23 protein-coding genes are annotated in these 25,917 nt (G+C 59.8%); 3 read left to right on the forward strand and 20 right to left on the reverse strand.

The features are described 5' to 3' along the window. The 19 genes from WB402_RS06390 to WB402_RS06480 form a co-directional block, all read right to left on the reverse strand. Positions 1–159, reverse strand: a 159-nt coding sequence (locus WB402_RS06390; RefSeq protein WP_424206121.1) for a mechanosensitive ion channel family protein, incomplete at its 3' end; no start/stop codon positions are given. Positions 160–268: 109 nt separating this feature from the next. Next, complete coding sequence (treS, locus tag WB402_RS06395; RefSeq protein ID WP_424206087.1) at positions 269–3,586, reverse strand: maltose alpha-D-glucosyltransferase; 3,318 nt, start codon at positions 3,584–3,586, stop codon at positions 269–271. A gap of 11 nt (positions 3,587–3,597) precedes the next feature. Beyond that, positions 3,598–5,610 carry a maltotransferase domain-containing protein gene (locus WB402_RS06400; protein WP_424206088.1) on the reverse strand — a complete coding sequence of 671 codons (2,013 nt, stop codon included), beginning with the start codon at positions 5,608–5,610 and terminating at the stop codon, positions 3,598–3,600. Between the two features lie 11 nt (positions 5,611–5,621). Beyond that, on the reverse strand, positions 5,622–7,574 hold the full coding sequence (gene glgB / locus WB402_RS06405) for a 1,4-alpha-glucan branching protein GlgB (RefSeq protein WP_424206089.1): 1,953 nt from the start codon (positions 7,572–7,574) through the stop codon (positions 5,622–5,624). Between the two features lie 118 nt (positions 7,575–7,692). Further along, positions 7,693–8,490, reverse strand: a complete 798-nt coding sequence (locus tag WB402_RS06410; RefSeq protein WP_424206090.1) for a TatD family hydrolase — start codon at positions 8,488–8,490, stop codon at positions 7,693–7,695. 1 nt (position 8,491) lies between these two features. After that, a complete protein-coding gene (locus WB402_RS06415; RefSeq protein WP_424206123.1) occupies positions 8,492–8,851 on the reverse strand; it encodes a PilZ domain-containing protein in 360 nt (119 codons plus the stop codon). Between the two features lie 66 nt (positions 8,852–8,917). Next, complete coding sequence (gene holB, locus WB402_RS06420; protein WP_424206091.1) at positions 8,918–10,012, reverse strand: DNA polymerase III subunit delta'; 1,095 nt, start codon at positions 10,010–10,012, stop codon at positions 8,918–8,920. After that, positions 10,002–10,631, reverse strand: coding sequence for a dTMP kinase (tmk, locus tag WB402_RS06425; protein ID WP_424206092.1), 630 nt, complete (start codon positions 10,629–10,631; stop codon positions 10,002–10,004). Before tmk ends, holB begins: the two co-directional genes overlap by 11 nt. Positions 10,632–10,637: 6 nt before the next feature. Beyond that, complete coding sequence (gene mltG / locus WB402_RS06430; RefSeq protein WP_424206093.1) at positions 10,638–11,681, reverse strand: endolytic transglycosylase MltG; 1,044 nt, start codon at positions 11,679–11,681, stop codon at positions 10,638–10,640. Further along, on the reverse strand, positions 11,662–12,483 hold the full coding sequence (gene pabC / locus WB402_RS06435; protein WP_424206095.1) for an aminodeoxychorismate lyase: 822 nt from the start codon (positions 12,481–12,483) through the stop codon (positions 11,662–11,664). The genes mltG and pabC overlap by 20 nt, the downstream gene beginning before the upstream one ends. Positions 12,484–12,976: 493 nt before the next feature. Then, positions 12,977–14,395, reverse strand: a complete 1,419-nt coding sequence (locus WB402_RS06440) for an aminodeoxychorismate synthase component I (protein WP_424206097.1) — start codon at positions 14,393–14,395, stop codon at positions 12,977–12,979. Beyond that, positions 14,392–15,636, reverse strand: a complete 1,245-nt coding sequence (gene fabF, locus WB402_RS06445) for a beta-ketoacyl-ACP synthase II (protein WP_424206098.1) — start codon at positions 15,634–15,636, stop codon at positions 14,392–14,394. Before fabF ends, WB402_RS06440 begins: the two co-directional genes overlap by 4 nt. A 297-nt stretch (positions 15,637–15,933) precedes the next feature. Beyond that, a complete protein-coding gene (acpP, locus tag WB402_RS06450; RefSeq protein ID WP_372523753.1) occupies positions 15,934–16,170 on the reverse strand; it encodes an acyl carrier protein in 237 nt (78 codons plus the stop codon). Between the two features lie 208 nt (positions 16,171–16,378). Then, positions 16,379–17,122: a 3-oxoacyl-ACP reductase FabG gene (gene fabG / locus WB402_RS06455; RefSeq protein ID WP_424206101.1), complete on the reverse strand. Its 744-nt coding sequence runs from the start codon at positions 17,120–17,122 to the stop codon at positions 16,379–16,381. A 16-nt stretch (positions 17,123–17,138) separates the two neighbouring features. Then, complete coding sequence (fabD, locus tag WB402_RS06460) at positions 17,139–18,074, reverse strand: ACP S-malonyltransferase (RefSeq protein WP_424206103.1); 936 nt, start codon at positions 18,072–18,074, stop codon at positions 17,139–17,141. A gap of 63 nt (positions 18,075–18,137) precedes the next feature. Next, positions 18,138–19,106, reverse strand: a complete 969-nt coding sequence (locus tag WB402_RS06465; protein WP_424206105.1) for a beta-ketoacyl-ACP synthase III — start codon at positions 19,104–19,106, stop codon at positions 18,138–18,140. Positions 19,107–19,116: 10 nt separating this feature from the next. Beyond that, positions 19,117–20,136, reverse strand: coding sequence for a phosphate acyltransferase PlsX (plsX, locus tag WB402_RS06470; protein ID WP_424206107.1), 1,020 nt, complete (start codon positions 20,134–20,136; stop codon positions 19,117–19,119). Positions 20,137–20,371: 235 nt separating this feature from the next. After that, a complete protein-coding gene (rpmF, locus tag WB402_RS06475) occupies positions 20,372–20,554 on the reverse strand; it encodes a 50S ribosomal protein L32 (RefSeq protein WP_424206109.1) in 183 nt (60 codons plus the stop codon). A 31-nt stretch (positions 20,555–20,585) separates the two neighbouring features. Next, positions 20,586–21,131 (reverse strand): YceD family protein, encoded by a 546-nt coding sequence (locus WB402_RS06480; protein ID WP_424206111.1) that lies wholly within the window; start codon positions 21,129–21,131, stop codon positions 20,586–20,588. Between the two features lie 255 nt (positions 21,132–21,386). On the opposite strand from WB402_RS06480, the gene WB402_RS06485 reads away from it, so the two are divergent. The 3 genes from WB402_RS06485 (at position 21,387) to WB402_RS06495 (ending at position 25,341) form a co-directional block, all read left to right on the forward strand. Continuing rightward, positions 21,387–22,805 (forward strand): acetyl-CoA carboxylase biotin carboxylase subunit, encoded by a 1,419-nt coding sequence (locus WB402_RS06485; protein WP_424206113.1) that lies wholly within the window; start codon positions 21,387–21,389, stop codon positions 22,803–22,805. A 16-nt stretch (positions 22,806–22,821) separates the two neighbouring features. Further along, positions 22,822–24,663, forward strand: a complete 1,842-nt coding sequence (gene oadA, locus WB402_RS06490) for a sodium-extruding oxaloacetate decarboxylase subunit alpha (RefSeq protein ID WP_424206115.1) — start codon at positions 22,822–22,824, stop codon at positions 24,661–24,663. A 102-nt stretch (positions 24,664–24,765) separates the two neighbouring features. Further along, positions 24,766–25,341, forward strand: coding sequence for a Maf family protein (locus tag WB402_RS06495; protein ID WP_424206117.1), 576 nt, complete (start codon positions 24,766–24,768; stop codon positions 25,339–25,341). Positions 25,342–25,450: 109 nt separating this feature from the next. Here WB402_RS06495 and WB402_RS06500 read toward each other — a convergent pair. Continuing rightward, positions 25,451–25,917, reverse strand: a 467-nt coding sequence (locus WB402_RS06500; protein WP_424206119.1) for a S49 family peptidase, incomplete at its 5' end; no start/stop codon positions are given.

A 25,917-nucleotide genomic window follows, 5' to 3' on the forward strand; every position in this document is an offset into this window, starting at 1 on the left:
TACAACCTGCAAACCCTTGATGACCAGGAGTTTCAGAAACTTCGCCAGCAACCAACCGGCGATGATGATAATAATCGCCAGAATCAGCTTCGGTAAAAACACCCCCAGTTGCATGAGAAAGGCCCGAAGCGGCTCCAATGCCAGATTTACCTGTTCCATGACTTCCTCCTTTTACGCCGTCTGTCGAAAATTAATATCGAACGACCATGCACCGATCCACCCGTGTTATCCACCCGGAGTGTTCATAGCCTGTGAATGCTACGCGATTTCATCCGATAAGCTCCAGAATTCCCCGCAACGGAATGGGCACCCACAGCGGACGGTTATTCAGCTCGTAGCGTAGTTCGTAGAAGGCCTTTTCAAGCATAAATAAATCAAGCAACACACGCGCTTCGTCCCAGACAGCGTACAGACCGGAATCTCGCACATGCTGTTCATATGACCGGAGGAAAGCGCTCGTGACTTCCGCCTCCCACTCCCGCGCTAGCGATTCGATGGCAGGGGAGCCTTCGGGCCGTTCGGAGAAAAAACGGAACAAGGCGGTGTAGGCGGCATAATTGAAAGAACGCAACATACCCGCCACGTCTTTGAGCGGTGAATGCTTGTGACGGCGCTCCGCCAACGGTCGTGCCGGCTCGCCTTCAAAATCGATGATGATGAAATCGTTCTGCTTGAGCAGCACCTGGCCCAGATGATAATCTCCGTGGTAACGCGTTTTGACGGCTTTCATGTGCGCGGGTGTGCTTTCTTCAATTCGCTTGAGAACCGTCTTGCGTTGCGCAAGCAGCGATTCCCCGTCGGCGCGTGCCGCGTCCGGTAGCGCATCCAGCCGTTGCTGCAGCATGTCCAGAGTGGCTTCCGCCTCGTCGCGTACCTGCTTCATCCATGTTGTCGTATCGTGTGACTCGAGATTTTCGGGGTCAAACGCCGGGTCTCCTGTAACGATATTCAGCGCCTTGTGCAGTTCAGCCGTGCGCCGACCAAGCATCTGCACCAAGACAAGATAACCGCCATGGGCTTCGCTCGGCGACGTGGGTGTTTCGGTCGGCACGCGATGCTGCTCCAGATAACGCTCGAGGTAATTCTGCGTGTAACTCCATCCATCTCCCTGGTTTTCAACATACCCTTGAAGCACGGCGAGCCTCATGTTGGCTCCGTCATTCGCCACATATTCAACCGCTCCGGCAACAGGGACAATGTTGGGAAAATGCGCCACCTCGGTGAGGAATCGGCCGATTTCAACTTCCGGATTCACGCCGGTATGCAGGCGGCGATAGCCTTTAAGGAACAGGCGGTCACCGATGATGACGGCGGTGTTGCTGCCCTGGGCGCCGGGCTGCCGTATTGAAAGCTCCGCCACCGACCCGCCGGCCAGATCCTGAAAGACGCTCGTCGGTATAAACCTGATGGTCCCTGATGTGCCCGTCAATTCCCGGGACGATCCGATCGCCTGCACCACGGCACGGCAAAACATCTCATCGGCAAAAGCGTCTCCCAGGAAACCGGCGCGCGCTTGCTGGCGCACCCGGGCTACGGTAACGGGCATCAGGCCACGCTGGCGCTCCTCGGGATCGTTCTCCCACACCAGCGAAAGAGGCAGAAAATATATCGAGGGTTCGCCCGCGGCGCTCTCTACCTTGAACAGCGCCATGAACCAGTTGGCGAGGTCCTCGCTCCACTCCGCATGTTCCATGAGCGCCGCGCGTCGCACCGGCTCGCCCTTGGCCGCATACCAGCGCTGGGTCGATATGAAACGTGGCAGCGCCTCCTCCTCAAATTGCGCCCGCACCTTCTCCGCCATAGCGATGCGCCATGGCACCACTCGATCACGGAAGAAACTGCGCCAACCGTCGAACAACACCAGTAGCGGAGGTTCCTCGCGCGGCAAACGCTCCTCGTGCCACGACGGCACCTCCTCGCCCTTGGCCAGTCGAAACCAGTAGAAGCCATGCCCATGCAGTGTGAGCAGATAGGGAAGATCGCCGATGGGAGGAAAAGCCGTCCGCCCCAACAGCTCAATGGGCACGCAACCCTTGTAGCGGGAAAGGTCCAGCTCCACCGGTTGCGCCGTTCGCGAAAGGTTGGCGACACAAAGAATGGTCTCCTCCCCATGTTTGCGCAGATAGACGAGTATCTTGCGGTTGCCAGGCTGTAGGAACTCCAGCGTGCCGCGCCCGAAGGACTTGCTGCTCTTGCGCACGGCGAGCAGACGTTTCATCCAGTTGAGCAGCGACGAGGGATCGCGCGATTGGGATTCCACGTTGACCGCCTCGAACCCGTACACCGGATCCATGATCGGCGGCAGATACAGACGCTGGGGATCGGCGTGTGAAAAACCCGCGTTGCGGTCCGGACTCCATTGCATGGGAGTGCGCACGCCGTTGCGATCGCCCAGATAAATGTTGTCGCCCATACCGATCTCGTCGCCGTAATAAATGATCGGCGAGCCGGGCATGGACAGCAGCAGGCTGTTCATCAGGCGGATCTTGTCGAAATCGTTGTCCATCAGCGGCGCCAGGCGGCGGCGTATCCCCAGGTTCAACCGGGAACGCGGGTCGGCGGCGTACATCTGATACATGTAGTCACGCTCCCTGCTCGTCACCATCTCCAGCGTCAGTTCGTCGTGGTTGCGCAGGAAAATCGCCCACTGGCAGTTCGCGGGGATATCCGGCGTCTGCTGCATGATCTCGGTGATGGGATGCCGGTCCTCCTGCGCAATAGCCATGTACATGCGCGGCATCAGCGGGAAATGGTAAGCCATGTGGCACTCATCGCCGTAGCCGAAATAGTCGCGCACGTCCTCCGGCCATTGATTGGCCTCGGCCAGAAACATGCGGTTACTGTAATGATTGTCGATGACTGCACGCATCTGTTTGATCACGGCGTGAGTTTCGGGCAGGTTCTCGTTGCTGGTGCCCTCGCGCACGCACAGATAGGGAATCGCGTCGAGGCGCAGGCCATCCACACCCTGATCCAGCCACAACTGCATCACGCGGGTAACGGCCTTCACCACCTGCGGGTTGTTGTGGTTGAGGTCCGGTTGATGCGAGAAGAACCGGTGCCAGTAGTAGGCCTTGGCCACGTCGTCCCAGGTCCAGTTGGACTTCTCGGTATCGGTGAAGATCACGCGCGTCTCGGGAAATTTCTTGGCGGTGTCGCTCCAGACATAGAAATTTCGCTTCGGGGAATCCGGCGGGGCGCGCCGCGCCGCCTGAAACCAAGGGTGCTGGTCGGAGGTGTGGTTGATCACGAGTTCGGTGATGACCCGCAGCCCGCGTTCGTGCGCCGCGCGCACGAAGGTCGTAAAATCCTTGCGCGTGCCGTAGTCCGGGTGGATGTTGCGGTAGTCGGAGATATCGTAGCCGTCGTCGAGCATCGGCGAAGGATAGAACGGCAACACCCAGAGCGTATTGACGCCGAGTTCCTGGAGATAATCGAGCTTGGAGGTTAGTCCGGGGAAATCGCCGACGCCGTCATTGTTGCTGTCGAAGAACGCCTTGACATGAAGCTCGTAGATAACGGCGTCCTTGTACCAGAGCGGATCGTCGACCAGCACCGTCAAATGCTCTTTAAGCTTCTGGTCCATGGCCGTTGCGTTTACATGAAGTAATCGAAATCATGCTCCGAGCGCACGCGCCGCCGCAAGCGGAAGATATGCGCCGGCGCCTCGAGCGGGTCGAGCTCGATGTAGTTGCGCGGGCCGTTCCAGAGAAATCGCGCGTCGGTCAGTAGGTCATGCATCTGGTACGACTGCCCGCCGTGTATGTCCAAGGCGTCGAGCGGCACCTCGACCCATCCGGACTGGCGATGATGTGGGTCCAGGTTGACCACCACCAGAATGATGTCGTTCCGGTCTTCGCTGGCCTTGCTGTAGCAGATCAGCTTGTCGTTGTCGACGGCGTGAAAATGCAGGTTCCAGTCGTACTGCAACGCCGGGTTTTCGCGCCGGATGCGGTTCACGCGCGCGATGAAATCGCGCAGACTGTCGGGCCGATCCAGGTCCCATTGGCGCAATTGGTATTTTTCCGAATCCAGGTATTCCTCGCTGCCGGGCTCGCGCGGCCGGCCCTCGGCCAGCTCGAATGCCGGACCGTAGATGCCGTAGTTCGCCGCCAGCGTCGCGGCCAGCACCAGACGCACCATGAATGCCGGACGGCCGCCGAACTGCAGATACTCATTGAGGATATCGGGCGTGTTGGGCCAAACGTGCGGACGGAAATAATCACGGCCCTCGAGCCGGGTCAGTTCGGTGAAATAATCAGTGAGCTCGCGCTTGGTATTGCGCCACGTGAAATAGGTATAGGAATACGTGAACCCGAGTTTGGACAGGCGATGCATGACCTTGGGCCGGGTGAACGCTTCCGACAGGAATAGTACATCGGGATGGGCGCGCTTGATCTCGCCGATCAGCCATTCCCAGAACGCGAACGGTTTAGTGTGCGGATTGTCCACGCGGAAGATGCGCACGCCCTGCTCGATCCAGAATTCCACGACATTCTTGAGCTCGTGCCACAGCTCCTGCCAGGATTCGATTTCAAAGTCGAAAGGATAGATATCCTGGTATTTCTTGGGCGGGTTCTCGGCGTATTGCACGCTGCCATCCGCGCGCCGGCGAAACCATTCCGGGTGTTCGCGGACGTACGGATGATCCGGTGAGCACTGAAAGGCGATGTCCAGGGCAACTTCCAGACCGTGTTCCCCGGCCTTAACCACGAACCAGCGAAAATCCTCGAGCGTGCCAAGTTCGGGATGCACCGCCTTGTGCCCACCCTCCTTCGCGCCAATCGCCCACGGGCTGCCGACATCCCCGGGATTGGCGGTCAGCGTATTATTGGAACCCTTCCGGAAGGACTGGCCGATGGGATGGATCGGGGGCAAGTAAACCACGTCGAACCCCATGGCGGCGACGTAACGCAGGCGCGCCTCGCAGTCGAGGAAACTTCCGTGCCCGTCGCCAGAGCAGGAGCGTGGAAAGAATTCGTACCAGGTGCTGAATCGGGCGCGCTCGCGGTCCACCGCCAGAACCAGCTCCTTCTCGTAGCGTGTGGCAAAACGACGCTTGGCGTGGCGGTCCATCAGTTTTGCCGTCTCTTCCTCCAACGCGACGCGGCGTTTTTCCGCCACGGTGATGGCGCCGCTCAGGGTCCGCGCGATCGCCGTCAGGCGTTCCACGTCACGACCGGTGGTATTCGCAGCGGTTTGGGCGATGAGTTCGGCCCCGGCAAGGAATACCATTTTCATGTCTGGGTCGGTATCGGGTCGCCGCGCCAGGTCATGGCACCAGGACCGGAAGTGATTGACCCAGGCCATGACCGTATAACGATAACGACCGACCTCGGTCGCCTGGAAGGTCGCGCGCCAACGATCGTTGCCGAGCGGAACCATGGGAACCTCGGACCATTCGCGATCCGCCTCGCGTCGGTAAAGCAGGAGGCTGGTAAGCCTGTCGTGTCCGTCCACGAACACGTCCGCCTCGACCGTCACCGGCTCGCCCACGGCGCGTTGGACGGGATAGCGACCGTTGTCCACTTCCGGCCGCACATTCTCGATCACCGCGCGGCATCTTCCGTCGGTGGATATCAACGCATCGGGTGCTCGGGTTTTGGCCATGGCCGCGTCGCTCAGTGAGTCGGCGCACGCGGCGCTTTGAGATAAATCACACCCAGCGGGGGCAAGGTCAACAAAAGGGAGTAATACCGGCCGTGTGCCGGAACCGGCGCTGCCTCCACGCCGCCCAGATTGCCCTGGCCGCTGCCGCCATAGGTAACCGCATCACTATTAAGTACCTCGCTCCAGAAACCGCCACGCGACACGCCCACGCGATAATTGGCTTGCGGCACCGGGGTGAAGTTACAGACCACCAGAATAATGTCGTCCGGGTTCGCGCCCTTTCGATAGAAACTGATGATGCTGTGCTCCCAATCATGCAGGTCCGCCCATTCAAAACCGCTCATGTCAAAATCACGTGTAAACAGCGCGGGCTCGGCGCGATAGAGGTGATTGAGGTCCTGCATCCAGCGTTGTATCCCCTGATGCGGAGCGTGCTCGAGCAGATGCCAGTCGAGGCTCTGATCATGATTCCATTCGCGCCACTGTCCGAACTCACCGCCCATGAACAACAGCTTTTTGCCGGGGTGACCGTACATGTAGCCGAACAGCAGGCGCAGATTGGCAAACTTTTGCCAATTGTCTCCCGGCATCTTGCCGAGCAGCGAACCCTTTCCGTGCACCACTTCATCATGGGAGAACGGCAATAAGAAGTTCTCGTGAAACGCATACCAGATGCTGAAGGTCAGTTGATCGTGATGATACTTCCGATAGATCGGATCGAGTGCAAAATAGTTGAGCGTGTCGTGCATCCAACCCATGTTCCATTTCAGGCCAAACCCCAGTCCACCGAGATAGGTTGGGCGCGATACCATGGGCCAGGCCGTGGACTCCTCGGCGATGGTTTGCGCGCCCGGGAAATCGCGGTAAACGGCTTCATTCAGATCGCGCAGAAACTGGACGGCCTGGATATTCTCTCTGCCGCCGTATTCGTTGGGAATCCACTCGCCAGCCTCGCGCGCGTAATCGAGATACAGCATGGAAGCCACGGCATCCACGCGCAGACCGTCGGCATGGTACTTGTCGAGCCAGAACAGCGCACTGGAGGTCAGGATCGAGCGTACTTCGTGGCGTCCGTAATTGAAAATGCTCGAATTCCATTCCGGGTGATAACCCAGCTTGGGATCGGCGTGTTCGAACAGATAGGTTCCGTCGAAATATACAAGCCCGTGTTCATCCGTCGGAAAATGTGACGGCACCCAGTCGAGAATCACACCCACATTATTCTGGTGCAGACAATCGACCAGGTGCATGCAATCCTGCGGCGTGCCGTTGCGCGCGGTTGGCGCGAAGTAACCCGTGGTCTGGTAACCCCAGGATCCGTAGAAAGGATGTTCCGTTATCGGCATCAACTCGACATGCGTAAAATTCATGTCGCGAACATAATCCGTTAACTGTACGGCGAGTTCGCGATAATTAAGGGAACGGTTGTCCTCCTCCGGCACACGCCGCCACGATCCGAGATGCGCTTCGTAGATCGACATCGGTGCGTTGAGCGCGTTCGCCTCGCTGCGTGTCCGCATCCATTGATCATCCCCCCACTTGTAGTCGAGGCTCCATACTACCGACGCCGTGCGCGGCGGCGTTTCGGTGCGAACGGCGAATGGGTCGGCTTTCTCGACGTGGTATTTTCCGTTTTGCGACGTCAGGTGGTATTTGTAATGCGCGCCCGCCACGACACCGGGAATGAAACCCTCCCAGATGCCGCAGCCGTCCTTGCGCGAATACAGTGGATGCGAGCCCGGACGCCAACCGTTGAAATCACCGACCACCGAAACCGCGCGCGCGTTCGGCGCCCACACGGCGAAATGCACGCCAGTGACGTTCTTCACGCTCATCACATGCGCGCCGAGTTTCTCGTACAGACGGGAGTGCCGTCCCTGACGGAACAGATAGACGTCGTGGTCGGTGAGCTGGCTGACTCCGTATAGAACTTGCTTGCCATCGCCGGCGTGAGTGGTCGCCATGCAGGATCTCCTTAACGACGCCGCGGTTTCGTCGGCATCGTATCGCCGAACCAATGTAACGGATTACGCCGTGCCGAGCAAATCGCGGCACACAGTAAAGGCGGTGGAGAATCTTTCCTTAAACGGCGTCGCTCGTGCTGACTGGTACGGCGTGACGGAACAAAGAGAAGAAATTGCGCGTGGTTACATCGGCGATGGAATCCATGTCGGACTGACGCACATTGGCCACGCATTCCGCGACGTGGCGCACGAAAGCCGGTTCGTTGGTCTTGCCGCGAAACGGCACCGGTGCCAGGTAAGGTGCGTCGGTCTCGATCAGCAACCGGTCTTCCGGAACTTGTCTTGCGACTTCGCGCAGGGCTTCGGCGTTGCGGAAAGTAATGATCCCGGAAAAGGAAATATGGAAATTCAGATCGAGCGCGGCACGCGCGACCTCCCAGCTTTCCGTGAAGCAGTGCATCACGCCGCCAATGTCAGCCGCGCGTTCCTCACGCATGATGCGCAAGGTATCGTCGGCGGCTTCGCGGGTGTGGATGATCAGCGGCTTGCCGGATTGCTTTGCGGCGCGAATGTGGCGGCGGAACCGCTCCTGCTGCCAGGCCATGTCGCCGTGACTGCGATAGTAATCCAATCCGGTTTCACCGATCGCCACCACTCGTTCATCTTTTGCCAGGCCAACCAGATCATCGACCGTGGGCTCACGCCCCTCGGTTTCGTTGGGATGCACGCCGGCGGAAGCAAACACGTGCGGATGATCGTACGCGAGCGCGTGTATTTCGGGAAAGGTTTCCAGCGTGACCGATACGCACAGCATATGGCCGACCCCGTTGTCCCGGGCGCGCTGGAAAACATCATCCAAGCCGGCGTTTAGAGGTTCGAAATTAAGATGACAGTGGGAGTCGACGAGTGGCGTCACGTTACATCGTGTGCGTGAGCCGGTCGGAGTTAAGCGAACCGGCCAGGATGCCTTCGATCTTGTGGCGCGCGATGCCCGAGTCCTTCTCGCTGAACTGGATGCCGATGCCGGAAGTCCGGCTGCCCTGGGCACCGGGCGGTGTGACCCAGATCACGTGTCCAGCAACCGGAATTTTTTCTTTGCTGTCCATGAGCGTCAGCAACATGAACACCTCTTCCCCGAGCTTATACGTCCGACCACTGGGAACGAAAATCCCCCCGCCCTTCACAAATGGCATGTAGGCGGCATAGAGGGCGTTTTTGTCCTTGATGGTCAGTGACAACACCCCGGGCCGGGCGGCCGCAATGGGGGTAGGTTTCATCGGCTTGGTGGCACCGGTGGGCATGGGTGGAATGGTTTTGTCGTTCATATGCGGTTGATGCTTACTTTATTGTAGACGGCTCAGTCGGACCCAGCGTATCAAAACATCTTCTAACATCAAAAGCTCATCGAGGGGGCCGCGCAAAAGCCTGTAATAATCAGAAATAACATCAATAAATTTATATAACTCGCTGAGTTTATATTTATATTTATTGCCACCTGGAAGCAAAGTGGCTTCGGAGTTGGCCAGAGCCGGGCCGGATACCCCCAAGCCTGCCTTGATCAAATCGGACACGAATCCGTGAAGCAAACCCAGGCAATGTTTGGCCCCCACGCCCTTCCATCGAGCCGCACAGGCGACAGGCTCTTCACGTCCTGATCTCAGGTTATCCAGATCCTTAAGCAATCCGGCGCGGATTTCAGGGAACCCCTCCTCTATTAGCGATTTCGCCAACAGCGGAGCGCCCCCCGCCATTTCCAAAAGGCCGGCGGCGGACTCTGCTTTACCGTCGCTGTGCGACTGGAGCCAGGCCAAGCCGGCACTGCGGGAAGGCGACTTAAATAAGATATGGCTACAACGGCTGCGAATGGTGGCTGGGAGCCGGGCCGGATGACTAGTCACCAGGAGCAGCATGCTGCCAAGAGGCGGCTCTTCCAGCAGCTTCAGCAGACTGTTCGCGGCGCTGATATTCATGGCTTCGGCAGGGCTCAATAGAACAACTTTCCGGTTACCGACAAACGGGCGGGTCTGGGCGTCCTCAATCAGGCAACGAATCTGATAAATCGTGATATCGGCGCTGACACGCTCGCGTTTTTTGTCACTCGCCGGATACCGAGCCGCATATTGACCCCCAAGGTCCTCGGCTGATTCCGCAATGGCTTCTGGCTGAAGCACAAGCATGTCGGGATGAGTACCGGCGATGAACAACTGGCACGATTGACACATGCTACAGGCAACGCCCGCCTCGGGCCGGGCACATAATAGAGACTGAGCCAGATGAACGGCAAAGGCATGCTTGCCGAGACCGGGGCGCCCGTGCAACAGCAGGGCATGCGGCAGGCGTTCGAACTGCTGGGTCAGGGTGGACCACAAGTCCTCATTCCAGGGATATCGTTCGGGCATCGCTGAGATGCTGCTCGCCGAGAAATTATCAGCGGCCACCCACCACCTCCTGCAGCACGCTACCGAGTTGCTGCTCCACCTTCTCCAGACTTTGGCTGGCGTCAATCACCCGCATGCGCTCTGGCTCGCGGGCCGCGCGCGCCAGATAGGTCGCATGGACGCGCGCAAAAAATTCATCGCTCTCCTGCTCGAAACGGTCGGGCTCGCTGCGCAGTCCGGCGCGTCGGCGTCCGGCCTCCACCGGGACGTCGAAGAGCAGCGTCAGGTCCGGCCGCAAATCGCCCTGCACCCAGCTCTCGATCGCCGCTATCCGCGCCGCCGGAATGCCGCGGCCACCGCCCTGGTAGGCATAGGTGGCATCGGTAAAGCGATCGCACAGCACGATCTTGCCGGCGTCCAGTGCCGGACGAATCACGCGGGCGATGTGCTCGGCGCGCGCTGCGAACATCAACAACATTTCGCTTTCGGCGGAGGTGTGCAGCTCGCGGCCATGCAGCAGGATATCGCGGACGCGTTCACCGAGTTCGGTGCCGCCGGGTTCGCGCGTCACCACGACTTTGCGCCCCGCATGCTCCAGCCAATTCCTGACGAAAGCCACATTGGTGCTCTTCCCGGCTCCCTCTCCACCTTCCAGCGTGATGAATATTCCTCGTGGCATAACATTTTACCGGCTTGTCATGGCAGTGGACGTCTTGTCGCGCGTCACCGAAGTCCGCGGCTTTCCTTTCAGCTGGTATTTGATCACGGCCTTGTTGTGTTCTTCCAGCGTACTGGAAAAATCGTGGCTGCCATCGCCGCGAGCGACAAAATACAGGGCTCCGGTAATCACCGGATGCATCACGGCCTGTAACGATTCCTTCCCAGGCATGGCCACCGGCGTGGGCGGCAGACCGTGACGAGTGTACGTATTGTAGGGTGTATCGCGTCTGAGGTCCTTAAGCCGCAGGTTACCGTCGAACGACTCACCCATGCCGTAAATCACGGTCGGGTCCGTTTGCAGCCGCATGCCGTGGCGCAAACGGTTGACGAAGACACCGGCGATCATACGGCGCTCATCGGCGCGTCCGGTTTCTTTTTCCACGATCGAGGCCAGTATCAGTGCTTCGTAGGGATCCTTGAACGGGAGATTGTTGTCACGCTTTTCCCATTCCTGCTGCAACAGCTTCTGCATTTTGTCATAGGCGTTGGCCAGGATCGCGAGTTCCGTCTGGCCGGAGGAATAATAATACGTATCGGGGAAAAACTGGCCCTCGGGATGCTCTCCTTGATGGCCCAGCCTTTCCATGATGGCGCGTGGCGACAAACCAGTGAGCGTGCGCGTAAGCTTGGGCGCCTCCTCGATCGCATCCAGAAACTGCCGGAAGGTCCAGCCCTCCACCAGCACGAGGGGATATTCAACAACACGCCCCGCGACGATCTGGTCCAGCAATTCCCTTGCCGTCATTCCGTTGCGGAACCGGTACTCCCCTGTCTTCAAGTCACGTTGATGCCCGGTAAGATACGCCAGCCACACGAAAGAATGGCTTTCCGGCAGCACGTCACGGCTGCTCAGCTCGCGTGCAAAGGCGCGCAGCGTCATGCCTGGCTTGACCGCATAAATCTCCATGCCGGGCTGAAGTGAATGATTCCACGACCATAATAGATAAACGGCGGCCACGGCGCTCACCACCAGCAAGCCGATTGCCGGCCTAATCAGCCGCGTACGCATCGACAATGGCCTCCTGAACTCGTTGCGTTATCCTGCCCAAGGGAAATTCCTTCGTTTCGATGCGACGCACCGGCCATAAACCTATCAGGCTATTGGTCAGAAACACTTCATCCGCCTGCAAAACATCGCTCTTGTTGATATCCATCACGCGTGCATCCAGCGACAGTTTCACCGCCCGTTCCAGCACCAGCCCGCGCATGACGCCTTCCACACCGCTGTGCGACAGATCCGGCGTGAGCAGCCTGTCCCGGGACACGATGAACAGATTCGTCATGGTTCCTGCAATTACCTGACCGAATTCATTGCACATCAGACCTTCTCGGCAATCCTGTTCCAGTTCCGCGCGTGCCAGCACCTGCTCGATCCGATTGAGATGCTTGACGCCTGCCGTAGCCGGGTTCCGCGAAATCATGGTACGGCAGAACTGCGCGGCAACGCCATGCGTACGCCGTTCGGCTGGATAATCCGGCCAGGGCGACAGACTGACGGTACGTGTCGGCTGCGCCTGCTTGTCCGGCGCATACCCGCGTCCGGAAACACCGCGCGTGAGAATAATTTTCAACACGGCACGCTCAACGCCACGACCGAGCTGCTCTGCTTCATCCCGCAACAGACTCTCGGAAGGCGCATGGATGCCTAGCCTGGCGGCACCATGCAATAGCCGCTGCATGTGCCTGCCCCACATAAGCGGAGCGCCATTCACAATCGCCATGGTTTCGAACAGGCCATCGCCGTATTGAAACCCGCGGTCGTGAACCGAAATATTTTCTCTGGGCGCGCCGTTAATTAGAGCTGTGCTCACTCCGCCTCCGTGAAGCCGAGCCAGACCAACACGCTATGCCGTCGGCGTCTGACGACATTCGCCACGGTTGCGTCCCCGCGCTTCGCGCGGGGGGCGCCGCGGAGCGTTGCCCGAGGGACCCGCGTAGCGGGATCGGGCAGCGAAGCGGACGCCAACCACCGCGATCGGGGTGCCTGCATCCTGAACAACGATTGCGTCCTCAGAAGCGCCTGTGCGCTGCACTGTGCGGTCGCCTGCGCCCTGCTCATACCCGCCCGCCTCCGTGAAGCCGAACAAGACCGGCACACCGTACCGTCGGCGTCCTGCGGTCTTCGCCGGTCGCATCCCCACTGCTGCGTGGGGGGCGCCGCGAAGCGTTGCCCGAGGGACCCGCGAAGCGGGATCGGGCAGCGGAGCGGACGCCAACGACCGCACTCGGGCGTCAGCATCCCGCACGGCGATTGCTTTCCCAGAAAAACCTCTGTTTTGCACTGTGCGGTCGCCTGCGCCCTGCTCATACCGCAAGCCCCAAAGCCGCGAGCATGCCTTTCGCCTTGGCGCGGGTCTCGGCCAGCTCCCGCTCCGGAATGGAATCGGCCACGATGCCGGCGCCGGCGCGCAGGCTGATTTCGTTTTCGTTCTGGATGAGGGTTCGGATCAGAATATTCATGTCGAGACTGCCGTCGCGATTGAGATAGCCCATAGACCCGGTATAGGCGGTACGCGGTGCCTGTTCGAGCGCGGCGATGATCTGCATGCAACGCACCTTGGGGCAACCGGTGATGGTTCCGCCGGGGAACACGGCGCGTATCACCTGCGCCGGTGTGACGTCATCGCGTAATTCACCGTTGACCTCGGAGACGATGTGATGCACATGCCGGTAGGACTCGAGCGCCATGAATTCCTTCACCTGTATCGAACCCGTACGGCACACACGGCCGAGATCGTTGCGCTCGAGATCAATGAGCATCACGTGCTCGGCGCGCTCCTTGGGATGTCGCAGCAGGTCCCGCGACAGGGCTTCATCCTCTCCTGGATCCTGGCTGCGCGGATACGTACCGGCAATGGGTCGTGTGCGCACGGTTCGGCCGCGCACTTCCACCAGGCGTTCCGGCGATGAACTGATGACGGCGCGCCCGTTACCCAGGGTCATCAGGCCCGCAAAAGGCGCCGGATTCGTCGCACACAAGCGACGGTAGAGTGATATCGGATTGACGGAGACGCGCAGGGGAATTCGCCACTTACGTGAGAGATTCACCTGAAAGACATCCCCCGCACGGATGTAGTCCTGCACCCGTCGGACATGTTCCAGAAATCGTGCAGGCTCTTCTTCATGAACCTGCGCGATAGCGATCTCTTCGGCGTTCACTATCGTTGGGCTTTGCGTATCGGCCTCGAGCATCGGAAGAATTTCGCTGGCGCGTTCGGTCTCACACACAAACAGCGCATGCTGCTCGAGATGGTCGATGATGATGGCGGCCGGGATGCGCGTGGCACAGGCCACCGGAAATGCCGAATCATGCCGAATGCCGGTTACGGTTGGTTCGATCTGCGACACCAATTCGTAGCCAAGAAAGACAAACCATCCGCCGGTGAAAGGCGGCGCGGCATCCGTCGGTATAGCGCCCTGATCGACTGTAGTGGATTGCTGTCTCCACTCACGATCAAGAGCATCCAGGAAATCACCGGTGCCCAACAATCGACCGTTTCGGCTCAGCCAATGGTCCGCGTCCAGTGTCAGGGAGTCTCCGGGAAACGCGAACAGGATGTCATAACGCGCCCGCGGCGTACCGCGCGCGACGCTCGCGAGCAGGTGCGGATAGCGCTGGGGATATCGGGCGTGAAGCGCGCTGAGATCGGGGATCGCCGCCAAACGGCGGCAGACATATCCCGGTGTGGAGGCGTTTAGCGTATGGGCCGGGTTGGCATTCACGCCAGCTTGCGGAACACCAGCGTTCCGTTGGTGCCGCCGAAACCGAAGGAATTGGAAATCGCCACGTCAATCTTCATCTTGCGCGCCACACCCGGAACGTAATCCAGATCGCATTCCGGATCGGGCGTGATGAGGTTGATCGTCGGCGGTGCAATCTGATCACGCACCGCGAGAGCGGTATAAATCGCCTCGACGCCGCCGGCCGCGCCGAGCAGGTGGCCGGTCATGGACTTGGTCGAGCTCATGGCGATTTTCTTCGCGTGCGCGCCGAAGGCGGCCTTGGCGGCGAGCGATTCGGCGCGGTCACCGAGCTGCGTCGAGGTGCCGTGGGCGTTAACGTACTGCACCTGGTCCGGGTTGAGCCCGGCGTTGCGCAGGGCGTTGCGCATGCAACGCGCCGCGCCCTCGCCGTTCTCCGGCGGACTGGTCATGTGATAGGCGTCGCCGCTCATGCCGAAGCCAACGAGTTCGCAGTAGATTTTTGCGCCGCGCTTCTTGGCATGCTCGTATTCCTCGAGCACCACCACGCCCGCGCCCTCGCTCAACACGAAACCGTCGCGGTCCTTGTCCCACGGACGGCTCGCGGCTTCCGGGCTGTCGTTGCGCGTGGACAGCGCCTTGGCGTTGCCGAATCCGGCGACAGCGGTTGGCGTGACAGCGGCCTCGCCGCCGCCGGCGATCATGACGTCGGCATCGCCGTACTCTATCAGCCGTCCGGCATCGCCGATGCCATGAGTGGCGGTAGCGCAGGCGCTGACCATGGCGAGATTCGGACCCTTGAGGCCGTACATCACCGACAGATCGCCCGAGATCATATTGATGATGCTCATGGGGACGTAAAATGGCGATACCCGCCGCGAACCTTTTTCCTTGATGATCAGCGTGGTGTCCTCGATCGTGCCGACGCCGCCGATGCCGGAACCGATGTGCACGCCGATGCGCTCGGCGTTGGCTTCCGTCACCTCGATCCCGGAATCCTTGATCGCCTCGATGCCCGCCGCCATGCCGAGCTGGATGAAGCGGTCCATGCGGCGTGCTTCTTTCTCGGTCATGCCGAACTGAACGGGGTCGAAGTTCTTGACCTCGCCGGCAATCATCGAGGGATAACCGGTGGCATCGAAATGGGTAATGCGGGTAATACCGCTTTTACCGGCCAGAATGTTGCGCCAGTTTTCGGCGACACCGATGCCGAGGGGAGAAACGATACCGAGGCCGGTGATGACGACGCGTCGCTTGCTCAAAGACGAATCCCTCATTGTGGGCACGGCGTTTCCGCCGCGCTTATAAAACCGAGAGGCCGTCACCCCTTGCGGATGACGGCCCCTCCAGTTATTGACCCGGCTTTATCGTGCTTGAATGAAGGCAGGCTGCGACGGGTGTTACCGGGCATCCGTGACGGCACTGCCATGCCGGATCAATAACAAAATTCATTACGATTTTCGATTATTGCGGCGGCTTGACGGCTTTCTGGCATTCCGGGCCGGTGGAATAACAACCCACGGGCATAATTGGATTCGCGCCGCCGCAATAATCAGTAATCAGTTCAGACGGGAATTGACGTAATCAATAGCCTGCTGGACCGTGGTGATCTTTTCCGCCTGGTCGTCGGGAATTTCGCAGTCGAATTCCTCTTCCAGCGCCATCACCAGTTCCACAGTATCCAGGGAATCCGCGCCCAGATCATCCACAAAGGAAGCCCCGGGCTTGACCTCGCCTTCATTGACTCCCAGCTGCTCCACAACGATTTTCTTGACGCGCTCTTCTACACTGCTCATGGGTGATTTTCCCTCCAAAATTGATTTACTGCCCGCGTGCGGGCGCATAGTTAACACCATTTGCCTAAAATCGTCCAGCCAATCGACAAACGATGGTTTTCAGCGGGGATAGCGCCCAGTGCCCGAGGCGAATGCTCTTTCGGCAATGGGCGCAGGTAGCCGCAATGAGCCCTGTTTCCTTGGGCGCGACTGCCGGCGGCTACCCCGCCTAACTCATGTACATTCCGCCATTCACGTGCAAAGTCGTACCAGTAATATAACCGGCCTGTGGCGAGGCGAGGAACGCCACGGCCTGGGCGATCTCCTCGGCCCGGCCCAGCCGGCCCAGCGGAATCTGCTTGAGCAGCGCCTCCCTCTGCGCGTCGGGCAGGGCCCGAGTCATGTCGGTGTCGATGAAGCCCGGGGCCACGGCATTCACCGTGATATTGCGCGAACCCACCTCGCGCGCCAGCGCCTTGGTGAAGCCGATCAGGCCGGCTTTGGCGGCGGCGTAGTTGACCTGACCGGCGTTGCCCATCGCGCCCACCACCGAGCTGATGCTGATGATGCGTCCCCAGCGCGCCTTGGTCATGGCGCGCAGGCAGGCCTTGGTCATCCGGTAAACCGACTTGAGATTGGTATCGAGAATCGCGTCCCACTCCTCTTCGGTCATGCGCAGCAACAGGTTGTCGCGCGTGATGCCCGCATTGTTGACCAGAATGGTCGGTGTGGCGCTGGATTTTTCCAGTTCCGACAGAGCCGCGGCGATGGAGTCGGTGCTGTTCACGTCAAGCACGATCCCTCGCCCGGCAAGTTTGTTGTCCTTGAGATACTGGCCGATTTTTTCCGCGCCATCGTTCGATGTCGCTGTGCCAAACACCTGCGCTCCCTGCCGCCCCAGCTCGAGCGCGATCGCCTGCCCGATGCCGCGGCTGGCGCCCGTGACCAGGGCGATTTGGCCTTTCAGAATCATGCTGTTTTCCTTTTTGCTAATTTGTCAGCGTCGACAACGCCGTGCGCAGTGTCACCGGATCGTACACCGGCAGCGTCTCGAACGTCTTGACGATGCGCTTGTTGAGGCCCGCGAGCACCTTGCCCGGACCGCATTCTACCATCCGGTCCACGCCATCGGCGGCCATTTTCTGGATCAGCTCAACCCAGCGCACCGGCGATTCTATCTGGCGTACGAGCGCATTTCGAATCGCCTCCGGGTCGGATTCAACCCGCAGATGAACGTTGTGAATGACCGGCACGCGCGGCGAACGCACATTCACGGTCTTGATCCTTTCGGCCATGCGCAGCGCCGCCGGGTGCATGAGCCGGCTGTGCGCCGGCACGCTCATGGGCAGCACCACGGCACGCTTGGCGCCGGCCGCCTTGGACTGCTCCACGGCGCGGGCCACGGCCGCCGCGGCCCCGGCGATCACCACCTGATTCGGCGAATTGAAATTGACCGCGTCAAGAATCTCGCCCTGGGCTGCCTGCTCGCAAAGTTTTCGCACGGCATCGTCGTCCAGACCCAGAATCGCGGCGATGCCACCCTGTCCGATCGGCACTGCTTCTTGCATGAAGCGTGCGCGATCCGCGACCAGTTTCACGGCATCGGAAAAATCGAGCGCCTCGGCGCACACCAGCGCGGAATATTCGCCGAGGCTGTGGCCGGCCATCACCTGTGGCAGCGGACCTTTGCTCTCAAGCCACGCGCGCCAGGTGGCGATATCGGCGGTCAGCATTGCCGGCTGGGTTACCTCGGTTTGATTGAGTTTTTCTTCCGGTCCCTGCTCCACCACCTGCCAGAGGTCGTAGCCGAGCGCCTGCGAAGCTTCGCTGAAGGTTTGCCTGACGACGGGAAACTCGGCGGCCAGCGCGTTCATCATGCCGACCGAGTGCGAACCTTGTCCGGGAAAAACGAATCCAAGTTTCATTATGTTATTCTCAATAAGATTTTCTGAACCGCCAAAAATCTTGGCGTTCTTGGCGGTTGAAAATTAGTACTTCAGCAACACCGAGCCCCAGGTGAAACCGCCGCCGAAAGCCTCCATCAGTACGGTGTCGCCGGCCTTGATGCGCCCGTCGCGCACCGCCTCGTCGAAGGCCAGCGGGATAGAAGCCGCCGAGGTATTGCCATGACGTTCCACCGTCTGCACCACATGATCCATGGACATGCCAAGTTTCTTCGCGGTGGCCGCGATGATGCGGTGGTTGGCCTGATGCGGGACGAGCCACTGGATATCGGATTTCTTCATGTGATTCGCCGCCAGCGTTTCGTCCACAATGCGCCCGAGCGTGTTCACCGCCACTTTGAACACCTCGTTGCCTTCCATCTTCATATAAGCCGTGCCGTTGACGACCTTGTCATAGCCCCGAGAGATTCCGGCGGGAACGCTGAGCAGGTCCTTGTACTTGCCGTCGGCATGCAGATGCGTGGAAATGATGCCGGGGGTCTTCGATGCCGCGAGCACCACGGCGCCGGCACCGTCGCCAAACAATACACAGGTGGCACGGTCGGTCCAATCGGTGATGCGCGACAGGGTTTCGCTGCCCACGACCAGGGCGTGCCTGGCAGAACCGGTGCGGATGAATTTGTCCGCGATCCCCAGCGCGTACACGAAACCCGTGCATACCGCCTGGACATCAAACGCCGGGCAACCATGTATTTTCAGGCGGTCTTGAAGCAAACAGGCGGTGCTCGGAAATATCTGATCGGCCGTGGTGGTCGCCACGATGATAAGGTCGATGTCTTTGGTGCTGATGCCAGCCGCCTCGATGGCACGCCGCGCGGCCTGCTCGCCCATGGAGGCGCTGGTTTCGCCCGCGGCCGCGATGTGACGCTCGCGGATGCCGGTGCGCTCGACAATCCACTGATCCGTCGTCTCGACCATCTTCTCGAGATCGTGGTTGGTGAGCACCTTGGCCGGCAGGTAGCCGCCGGTTCCGATGATGCGCGAATGGATCATGCCCGCCGCCTCATGCCACTACACCCTTGGCCGCCATCGCGGTCAGTTCTCGCCCGATGCGCTCGGGCACATTGTGGCTTACCTCCGCCAGCGCTTCGAGAATGGCATGTTCGAAGGCCAGGATATCCGCTCCACCGTGGCTTTTGATCACGATCCCGTTCAGGCCGATGAAGGTGGCGCCGTTGTAACGGCGCGGGTCCACGCGCTTCTTGAAAGCGTGCAACACCGGGATCGCCACCAGGGCGGAAAGTCGCGTCAGGATGTTTCGCCGGAATTCCTGCTTCATGAAATGCGTGATCATGCGCGCCAGACCCTCGCTCGTCTTGAGCATCACGTTGCCGACAAAACCGTCACACACGATCACGTCCATGTCGCCCGTGTAGATTTCATCGCCCTCGACATAGCCGCAATAGTTCAACGAACTTGCGCGCAGCAATTCGTGGGTCTTTTTGACGATCTCGTTGCCCTTGATGTCTTCCGCGCCAATGTTGAGCAACGCGACACGCGGACGCGGATTGTCCTCGACAGCGCCGACCAGAATGGATCCCATGATGGCGAACTGCAGAAGTTGCTCCGGCGTGCAGTCCACGTTGGCGCCGAGGTCCAGCACATGCACGTGGTCATGCATCGTGGGCAGGATCGTGACGATCGCCGGACGGTCGATCCCGGGCAGGGTCTTGAGAACAAAACGCGCGGTCGCCATGAGTGCCCCGGTGTTGCCAGCGGAGACGGCGGCCTGGGCCGCGCCTTCCTTGACGAGGTTGATGGCCACGCGCATGGAGGAGTCTTTCTTGCCGCGCAGCGCCTGCGCCGGAGGTTCGTCCATGCCCACCACTTCCGAGGCATGATGGATGACGAGGCGCTCACCTTCGGCCGCGTGACGGTGCTTCAATTCAGCTTCGATGGCATCGCGCTGACCGACCAAGGTCAGCTTCAGCGTCGGCTCGTCGCGTAGTGTCTTGAGGGCGGCGGGCACGGTGACGCCGACACCGTGATCGCCCCCCATGGCGTCGAGGGCAATCGTGATCACGTTCTCAAGTCCCTGAACGGTTCCGGTTCAAACCGCCATTATTGATCCGGCATGAACCTTGTTGAAGGGAGAAATGCACGAAAAAATATTCTGGTGCTTTCATGGAATTATCAACATGCCGGATCAATAATGAAATTAATTTATGATTGCTCGAAAATTGAGGCGGCAAACGGCTCACCACGAAGCCCGATTACGGAATTCAGGTCAGCAACTTTTCGAACAGGTACCCGCCGCCTCAATTTTCCGGTTTGGTGTCCAGCACTTTACGGCCGCGATAATATCCGTCGGCAGTGACCTGATGCCGGCGATGCGTCTCGCCGCTCGTCTTGTCAACCGAAAGCGCCGACTTCGTCAGCTTGTCGTGCGAACGGCGCATGCCGCGGCGGGAAGGTGATACTCGGCTTTTCTGTACGGCCATGGTAAATCCTCGTCAGGTAAAATAACCGGCACTATCTCGTTTTCTTCAATTCGTCCAAAGCGGCAAAGGGATTTTTCTTTTTCCCCTCGGGGTTTCCGCCGCCGGCCGTCCTTTGCTTCACGTAAGTCCCGGCCGGACATTCACTCAACGCATGCGTTGGCACCATCGGCAACGCCAGCAGCAATTCATCTTCGACCAGCGCGCTCAACAGCAGCGGCTTGTCCACCACCAGAATGTCGGGCTCGTCGTCGAGCCTGTCACGCCGGTTTCCCGGCCGCATCAGCATCAACCAGGGTGCGGCCTCCACGTCCAGGTCCATGCCTTCGAGGCAACGCTGGCAGGTCATGTGCAATCGTACGCGCAGGTTGCCATGCATGAGAAAAACCTGCTCGCCCTCGCCGCGCTCGAAGAGCAGATCGACGTAGACATCTTCAGAGCCTTCCAGACACGTCTGCATCAGCCGCGGCATGCTCTTCAGCGGCAGCGTGCCGGTCAGGCGCGCGCCTCTCTCGGCCAGCTGGATCGGGTCTATGGTCGCCGGTAGATGACCGTGTGACTCTTTCCAGGATGGCGACATGATACCCTCTCTACGCCTTTTCCCCGCGGCGAAACCGGCGCCGGGCGGGTACTTGACCTCTCCCATCCGGGCGAAATCGACGGCAGCCGGCCGGATACAGGCGGCGCATCATATATTCGCGGCAAACTTGTGTCAAAATAGGGTTTTAGACGCGGCAAGCCGGGCGGTTGTGGTTGACACTGCCAGCCCCATTCCGTACAAAGAAGGCAGCATTCCCCGAGGGAGTGTCCGGGCCAGTTCAGCGGAGTTTTCAGCTTGATCAAAAAGATATTGGTTGCCAACCGCGGTGAAATCGCGGTACGCATAGTGCGCGCCTGCGCCGAAATGGGCATCAAATCAGTCGCCATCTATACCGATGCCGATCGGCATGCGTTGCACGTCAAAAAAGCCGACGAGGCCTACAACGTCGGCCCGGACCCGGTCGGCGGCTATCTCAATGCCCACCGCATCGTGAACCTGGCCGTAGCCACCGGCTGCGACGCGCTGCATCCCGGCTACGGCTTCCTGTCGGAAAACCCCCAACTCACCGAAGTCTGCATGCGGCGCGGGATCACCTACATCGGCCCGACCGTGGACGCCATCCGCCGCATGGGCGACAAGACCGCCGCGCGTGAAGCCATGATCGCCGCCGGCGTACCGGTGGTGCCCGGCAGCGAGGGTAATCTCAAAAACGTTGCCGAGGCGGTAAAGATCGCCAAAAAAATCGGTTACCCGGTGATGCTCAAGGCCACCTCGGGCGGCGGCGGGCGCGGCATCCGCCGCTGCAACAACGAAGACGAACTGAGCCGCGCCTATGAGCGCGTGGTGTCCGAGGCCACCAAGGCTTTCGGCAGCGCCGACGTATTCCTGGAAAAAGCCATCATCAACCCGCGCCACATCGAAGTGCAGGTGCTCGGCGACAAACACGGCAACATGATTCACCTGTTCGAGCGCGACTGCTCGATCCAGCGCCGCCACCAGAAACTGATCGAGATCGCACCCTCGCCCCAGGTCACCGAGGAGCAGCGCACCGCGGTGTGCGAACTGGGCGTGCGCGCCGCCCGCTGCGTCAACTACGAGAACGCCGGCACTGTCGAATTCCTGTTTGACCAGGAAGGCCGGTTCTATTTCATGGAGATGAACACGCGCCTGCAGGTGGAACACACTGTGACGGAACAGATCACCGGCGTGGACATCGTCCAGGAACAGATCCGTATCGCCGAAGGCCAGCCCATGTCCTACCGGCAGGAGGACATCCAGCGCCGCGGCTACGCGATTCAATTTCGTATCAATGCCGAAGACCCGAAAAACGATTTCCTGCCGAGCTACGGGCGCATCACTCGTTACTATTCGCCCGGCGGCCCGGGCGTGCGCACCGACGCTGCGATTTACACCGGCTATGAATTTCCGCGGCATTACGATTCCATGTGCGCCAAACTCACGGTCTGGGCGCTCACCTGGGAGAAGGCCCTGGCGCGCGCGCGGCGCGCGCTGCTCGACATGGGCGTGCACGGCGTTAAAACCACCAAGCCGTTTTATCTGGAAATTCTCGCCACGCCGGAATTCCGGGCGGGAAAATTCGACACCGGATTCATCGAAAAACACCCGGAACTGTTAAACTATTCCGTCCGTCGTCCGCCCGCCGACCTGGCCGTGGCCATAGCCGCGGCGATCGCGGCACATCACGGTCTGTAGGAGACAAAAGGCAACCATGGCGTCCTCATCCAAGAAAGTTCTGGTCACCGAAGTGGTGTTGCGCGACGCACACCAGTCGCTGCTCGCCACGCGCATGCGCACCGAGGACATGCTGCCGATCTGCGAGAAGCTCGACAGGGCCGGTTACTGGTCGCTCGAGGCCTGGGGCGGTGCCACCTTCGATTCCTGCCTGCGCTTCCTCAAGGAAGACCCGTGGGAGCGACTGCGCAAGCTGAAAAAAGCGCTACCCAAGACGCCAATCCAGATGCTGCTGCGCGGCCAAAACCTGCTCGGTTACCGCCACTACTCCGACGACGTGGTCGAAGCGTTCGTGAAAAAATCGGCCGAATGTGGCGTGGACGTGTTCCGCATCTTCGACGCCATGAACGATATGCGCAATATCACGGTATCGGTCAAGGCCGTGCTCAAGGCCGGCAAGCACGCCCAGGGCGCGATCTGCTACACCACCAGCCCGGTGCATACCACCGAACATTTCGTCGAGATGGCGCGGGAGATGGAGAAAATGGGCTGCCAGTCCATCGCCATCAAGGACATGGCCGGCCTGATCACACCGGCACGCACGGTCGAAATTTTTTCGGCGCTGTCCAAGGCGGTCAAGGTGCCGCTCGCGTTCCACTCGCACACCACCGTCGGCATGGCCAACATCAGCATGTACCTCGCGGTCGAGAACGGCGCGACCCACGTGGACACGGCGATCTCGTCCCTCTCCTGGGGCACCAGTCACTCGCCGACGGAAAGCATGGTGGTGGCTTTTCAGGGAACGCCCCACGACACGGGATTGAAGCTGGAACTGTTGCAGGAAATCGGATTTTATTTCCGCGAGGTGCGCAAAAAGTATCACCAGTTTGAAAGCGAATACGCCGAAATCGATACCCGCGTGATGATCAACCAGGTGCCGGGCGGCATGATCTCAAACCTGTCGAACCAGCTCAAGGAACAGGGCGCGTTGAATCGCATGAACGAGGTGCTCGCTGAGATTCCGCGCGTCCGCGAGGATCTCGGCTTCCCGCCGCTGGTCACGCCCACGTCACAGATCGTCGGCACTCAGGCCGTGCTCAACGTCCTCACCGGCAAGCGCTACAAAAGCATCACCAACGAGGTGAAGCTCTACCTCCAGGGCCGTTACGGCAAGGCGCCGGGCAAGATCAACGACACCGTGCGCAACATGGCGATCGGCAGCGATGAGGTCATCACCTGCCGTCCGGCGGACAAGCTCAAGCCCGAAATGCATCGGCTGCGCGATGAAATCGGCGAGCTCGCCAAGAGCGAGGAAGACGTGCTGACCTTCGCCATGTTCCCCGAGATCGGACGCAAGTTCCTCGAAGAGCGCGCGGCCGGCACGCTCAAACCGGAGGAACTCAAGCCGCCGAAATCCGCCGAGGCCGCCGGTCTGCCCGCCTACGCGCCGACGGATTTCAACATCACGATGCACGGCGAGACCTATCACATTCGCGTCACCGGCGCCGGTCACAAGAGCGAAGAGCAACGCCCGTTCTTCGTGGCGGTGGACGGCGTGCCGGAACAGATTCTCATCGAGACGCTCACCGAGACCGTGCCGACCGAGGCCGGCATGGTCGACACGCGTCGCGCGTCGCGCGGTTCGAAGCGTCCGAAAGCATCCAGGGAAGGTCATGTCACCAGTTCCATGCCCGGCACCATTGTGGACATCCTGGTCAAGGCCGGCGCCAAGGTGAAGGCCGGCGACCCGGTCCTGGTGATCGAGGCGATGAAAATGGAAAACGAAGTGCCGGCACCGGTCGCGGGCACGATCAAGGCCGTGAATGTCGCCAAGGGCGACAGCGTCAACCCCGACGAGGCGTTAGTTGAAATTGAATAAAAATTTTCACCGCAAAGACGCAAAGGTAAATCTAAAATAGAACTAAAACCGGTTTTATTTTTTTAATGCCTTCCGTTGCGCCTTTGCGGTGAATGAGTTCTTATGAAACTTATCCTTGCTTCATCCTCGCCTTATCGCCGCGAACTGCTGGAGCGCCTGAAGATTCCCTTCGAGGTCATCGCGCCCGACGTGGACGAAGCGCCACGCCCCGGCGAAACACCCTCGGCCATGGTCGAGCGCCTGTCCATCGACAAGGCGAGGAAGATCGCGGACGGGAAATCCGGCGCACTCGTGATCGGCTCGGATCAGGTTGCCGTGTACAACGGCGCGATCGTGGGCAAGCCGCACAGCCATGACAAGGCGGTGGAACAGCTGCGTTCCGCTTCAGGCAGGGCCGTCACGCTTTACACAGGGCTGGCACTCGTCAACGCCGACACCCGGCGTGTCCAGATCGAAGTCATCCCCTATCGCGTGACCTTCCGTATGCTCAGCGACGCGCAGATCGAATCTTATCTGCGCAAGGAACAACCCTACTCCTGCGCCGGTAGCGTCAGATCGGAAGGACTGGGGATTGCGTTGCTGGAAAAATTTGAAGGCGACGATCCGAACACCCTGATCGGATTGCCGCTCATCCGTCTGGTGCGGATGCTCGAAAACGAAGGCGTGAAAATTATATAAGAAATTTCACCGCAAAGAGCGCAAAGGTAAATTCAAAAATAAAATCAAAAACAGTTTTTATTCTTGAATGCCTTTCTTTGCGCTCTTTGCGTCTTTGCGGTGAATTAAATTATTTCAGTAGCGGCGCGCGGCCGAGAATTTCCGCGCCCAGCGTCTGCGCCATGGTCGTGCCGATTCGCCGGGCAAAACGGTCGAACACGTTCTCACGGAACGTGTAGTCGACAATCTCTTCCGCGCCGATCACCTCGCGCGCCACGTAACTGGCACTACCCAACTCATCCACGAGTCCCAGCTTGATCGCGTCGTCACCGGTCCAGAACAGACCGGAATACATGTCCTGGGTCTCCTTCAACGATTTGCCACGACCCTGGCGCACCGTGTCGATGAACTGCCGGTGTATCTGGTCGAGCAGTTCCTGCGCGTGTTTTGCCTCGGCCGGTTTGACGGGTCCGAACGGATCGAGAAAGCCCTTGTGCTCGCCCGAGGTCATGAGACGGCGCTCGACGCCGAGTTTTTTCATCGTGTCCACGAAACCGAAACCGTTCATCAGCACACCGATCGAGCCGACGATGCTCG

The sequence above is a fragment of the Sulfuricaulis sp. genome (assembly GCF_049587675.1).
Taxonomy (GTDB): domain Bacteria; phylum Pseudomonadota; class Gammaproteobacteria; order Acidiferrobacterales; family Sulfurifustaceae; genus Sulfuricaulis.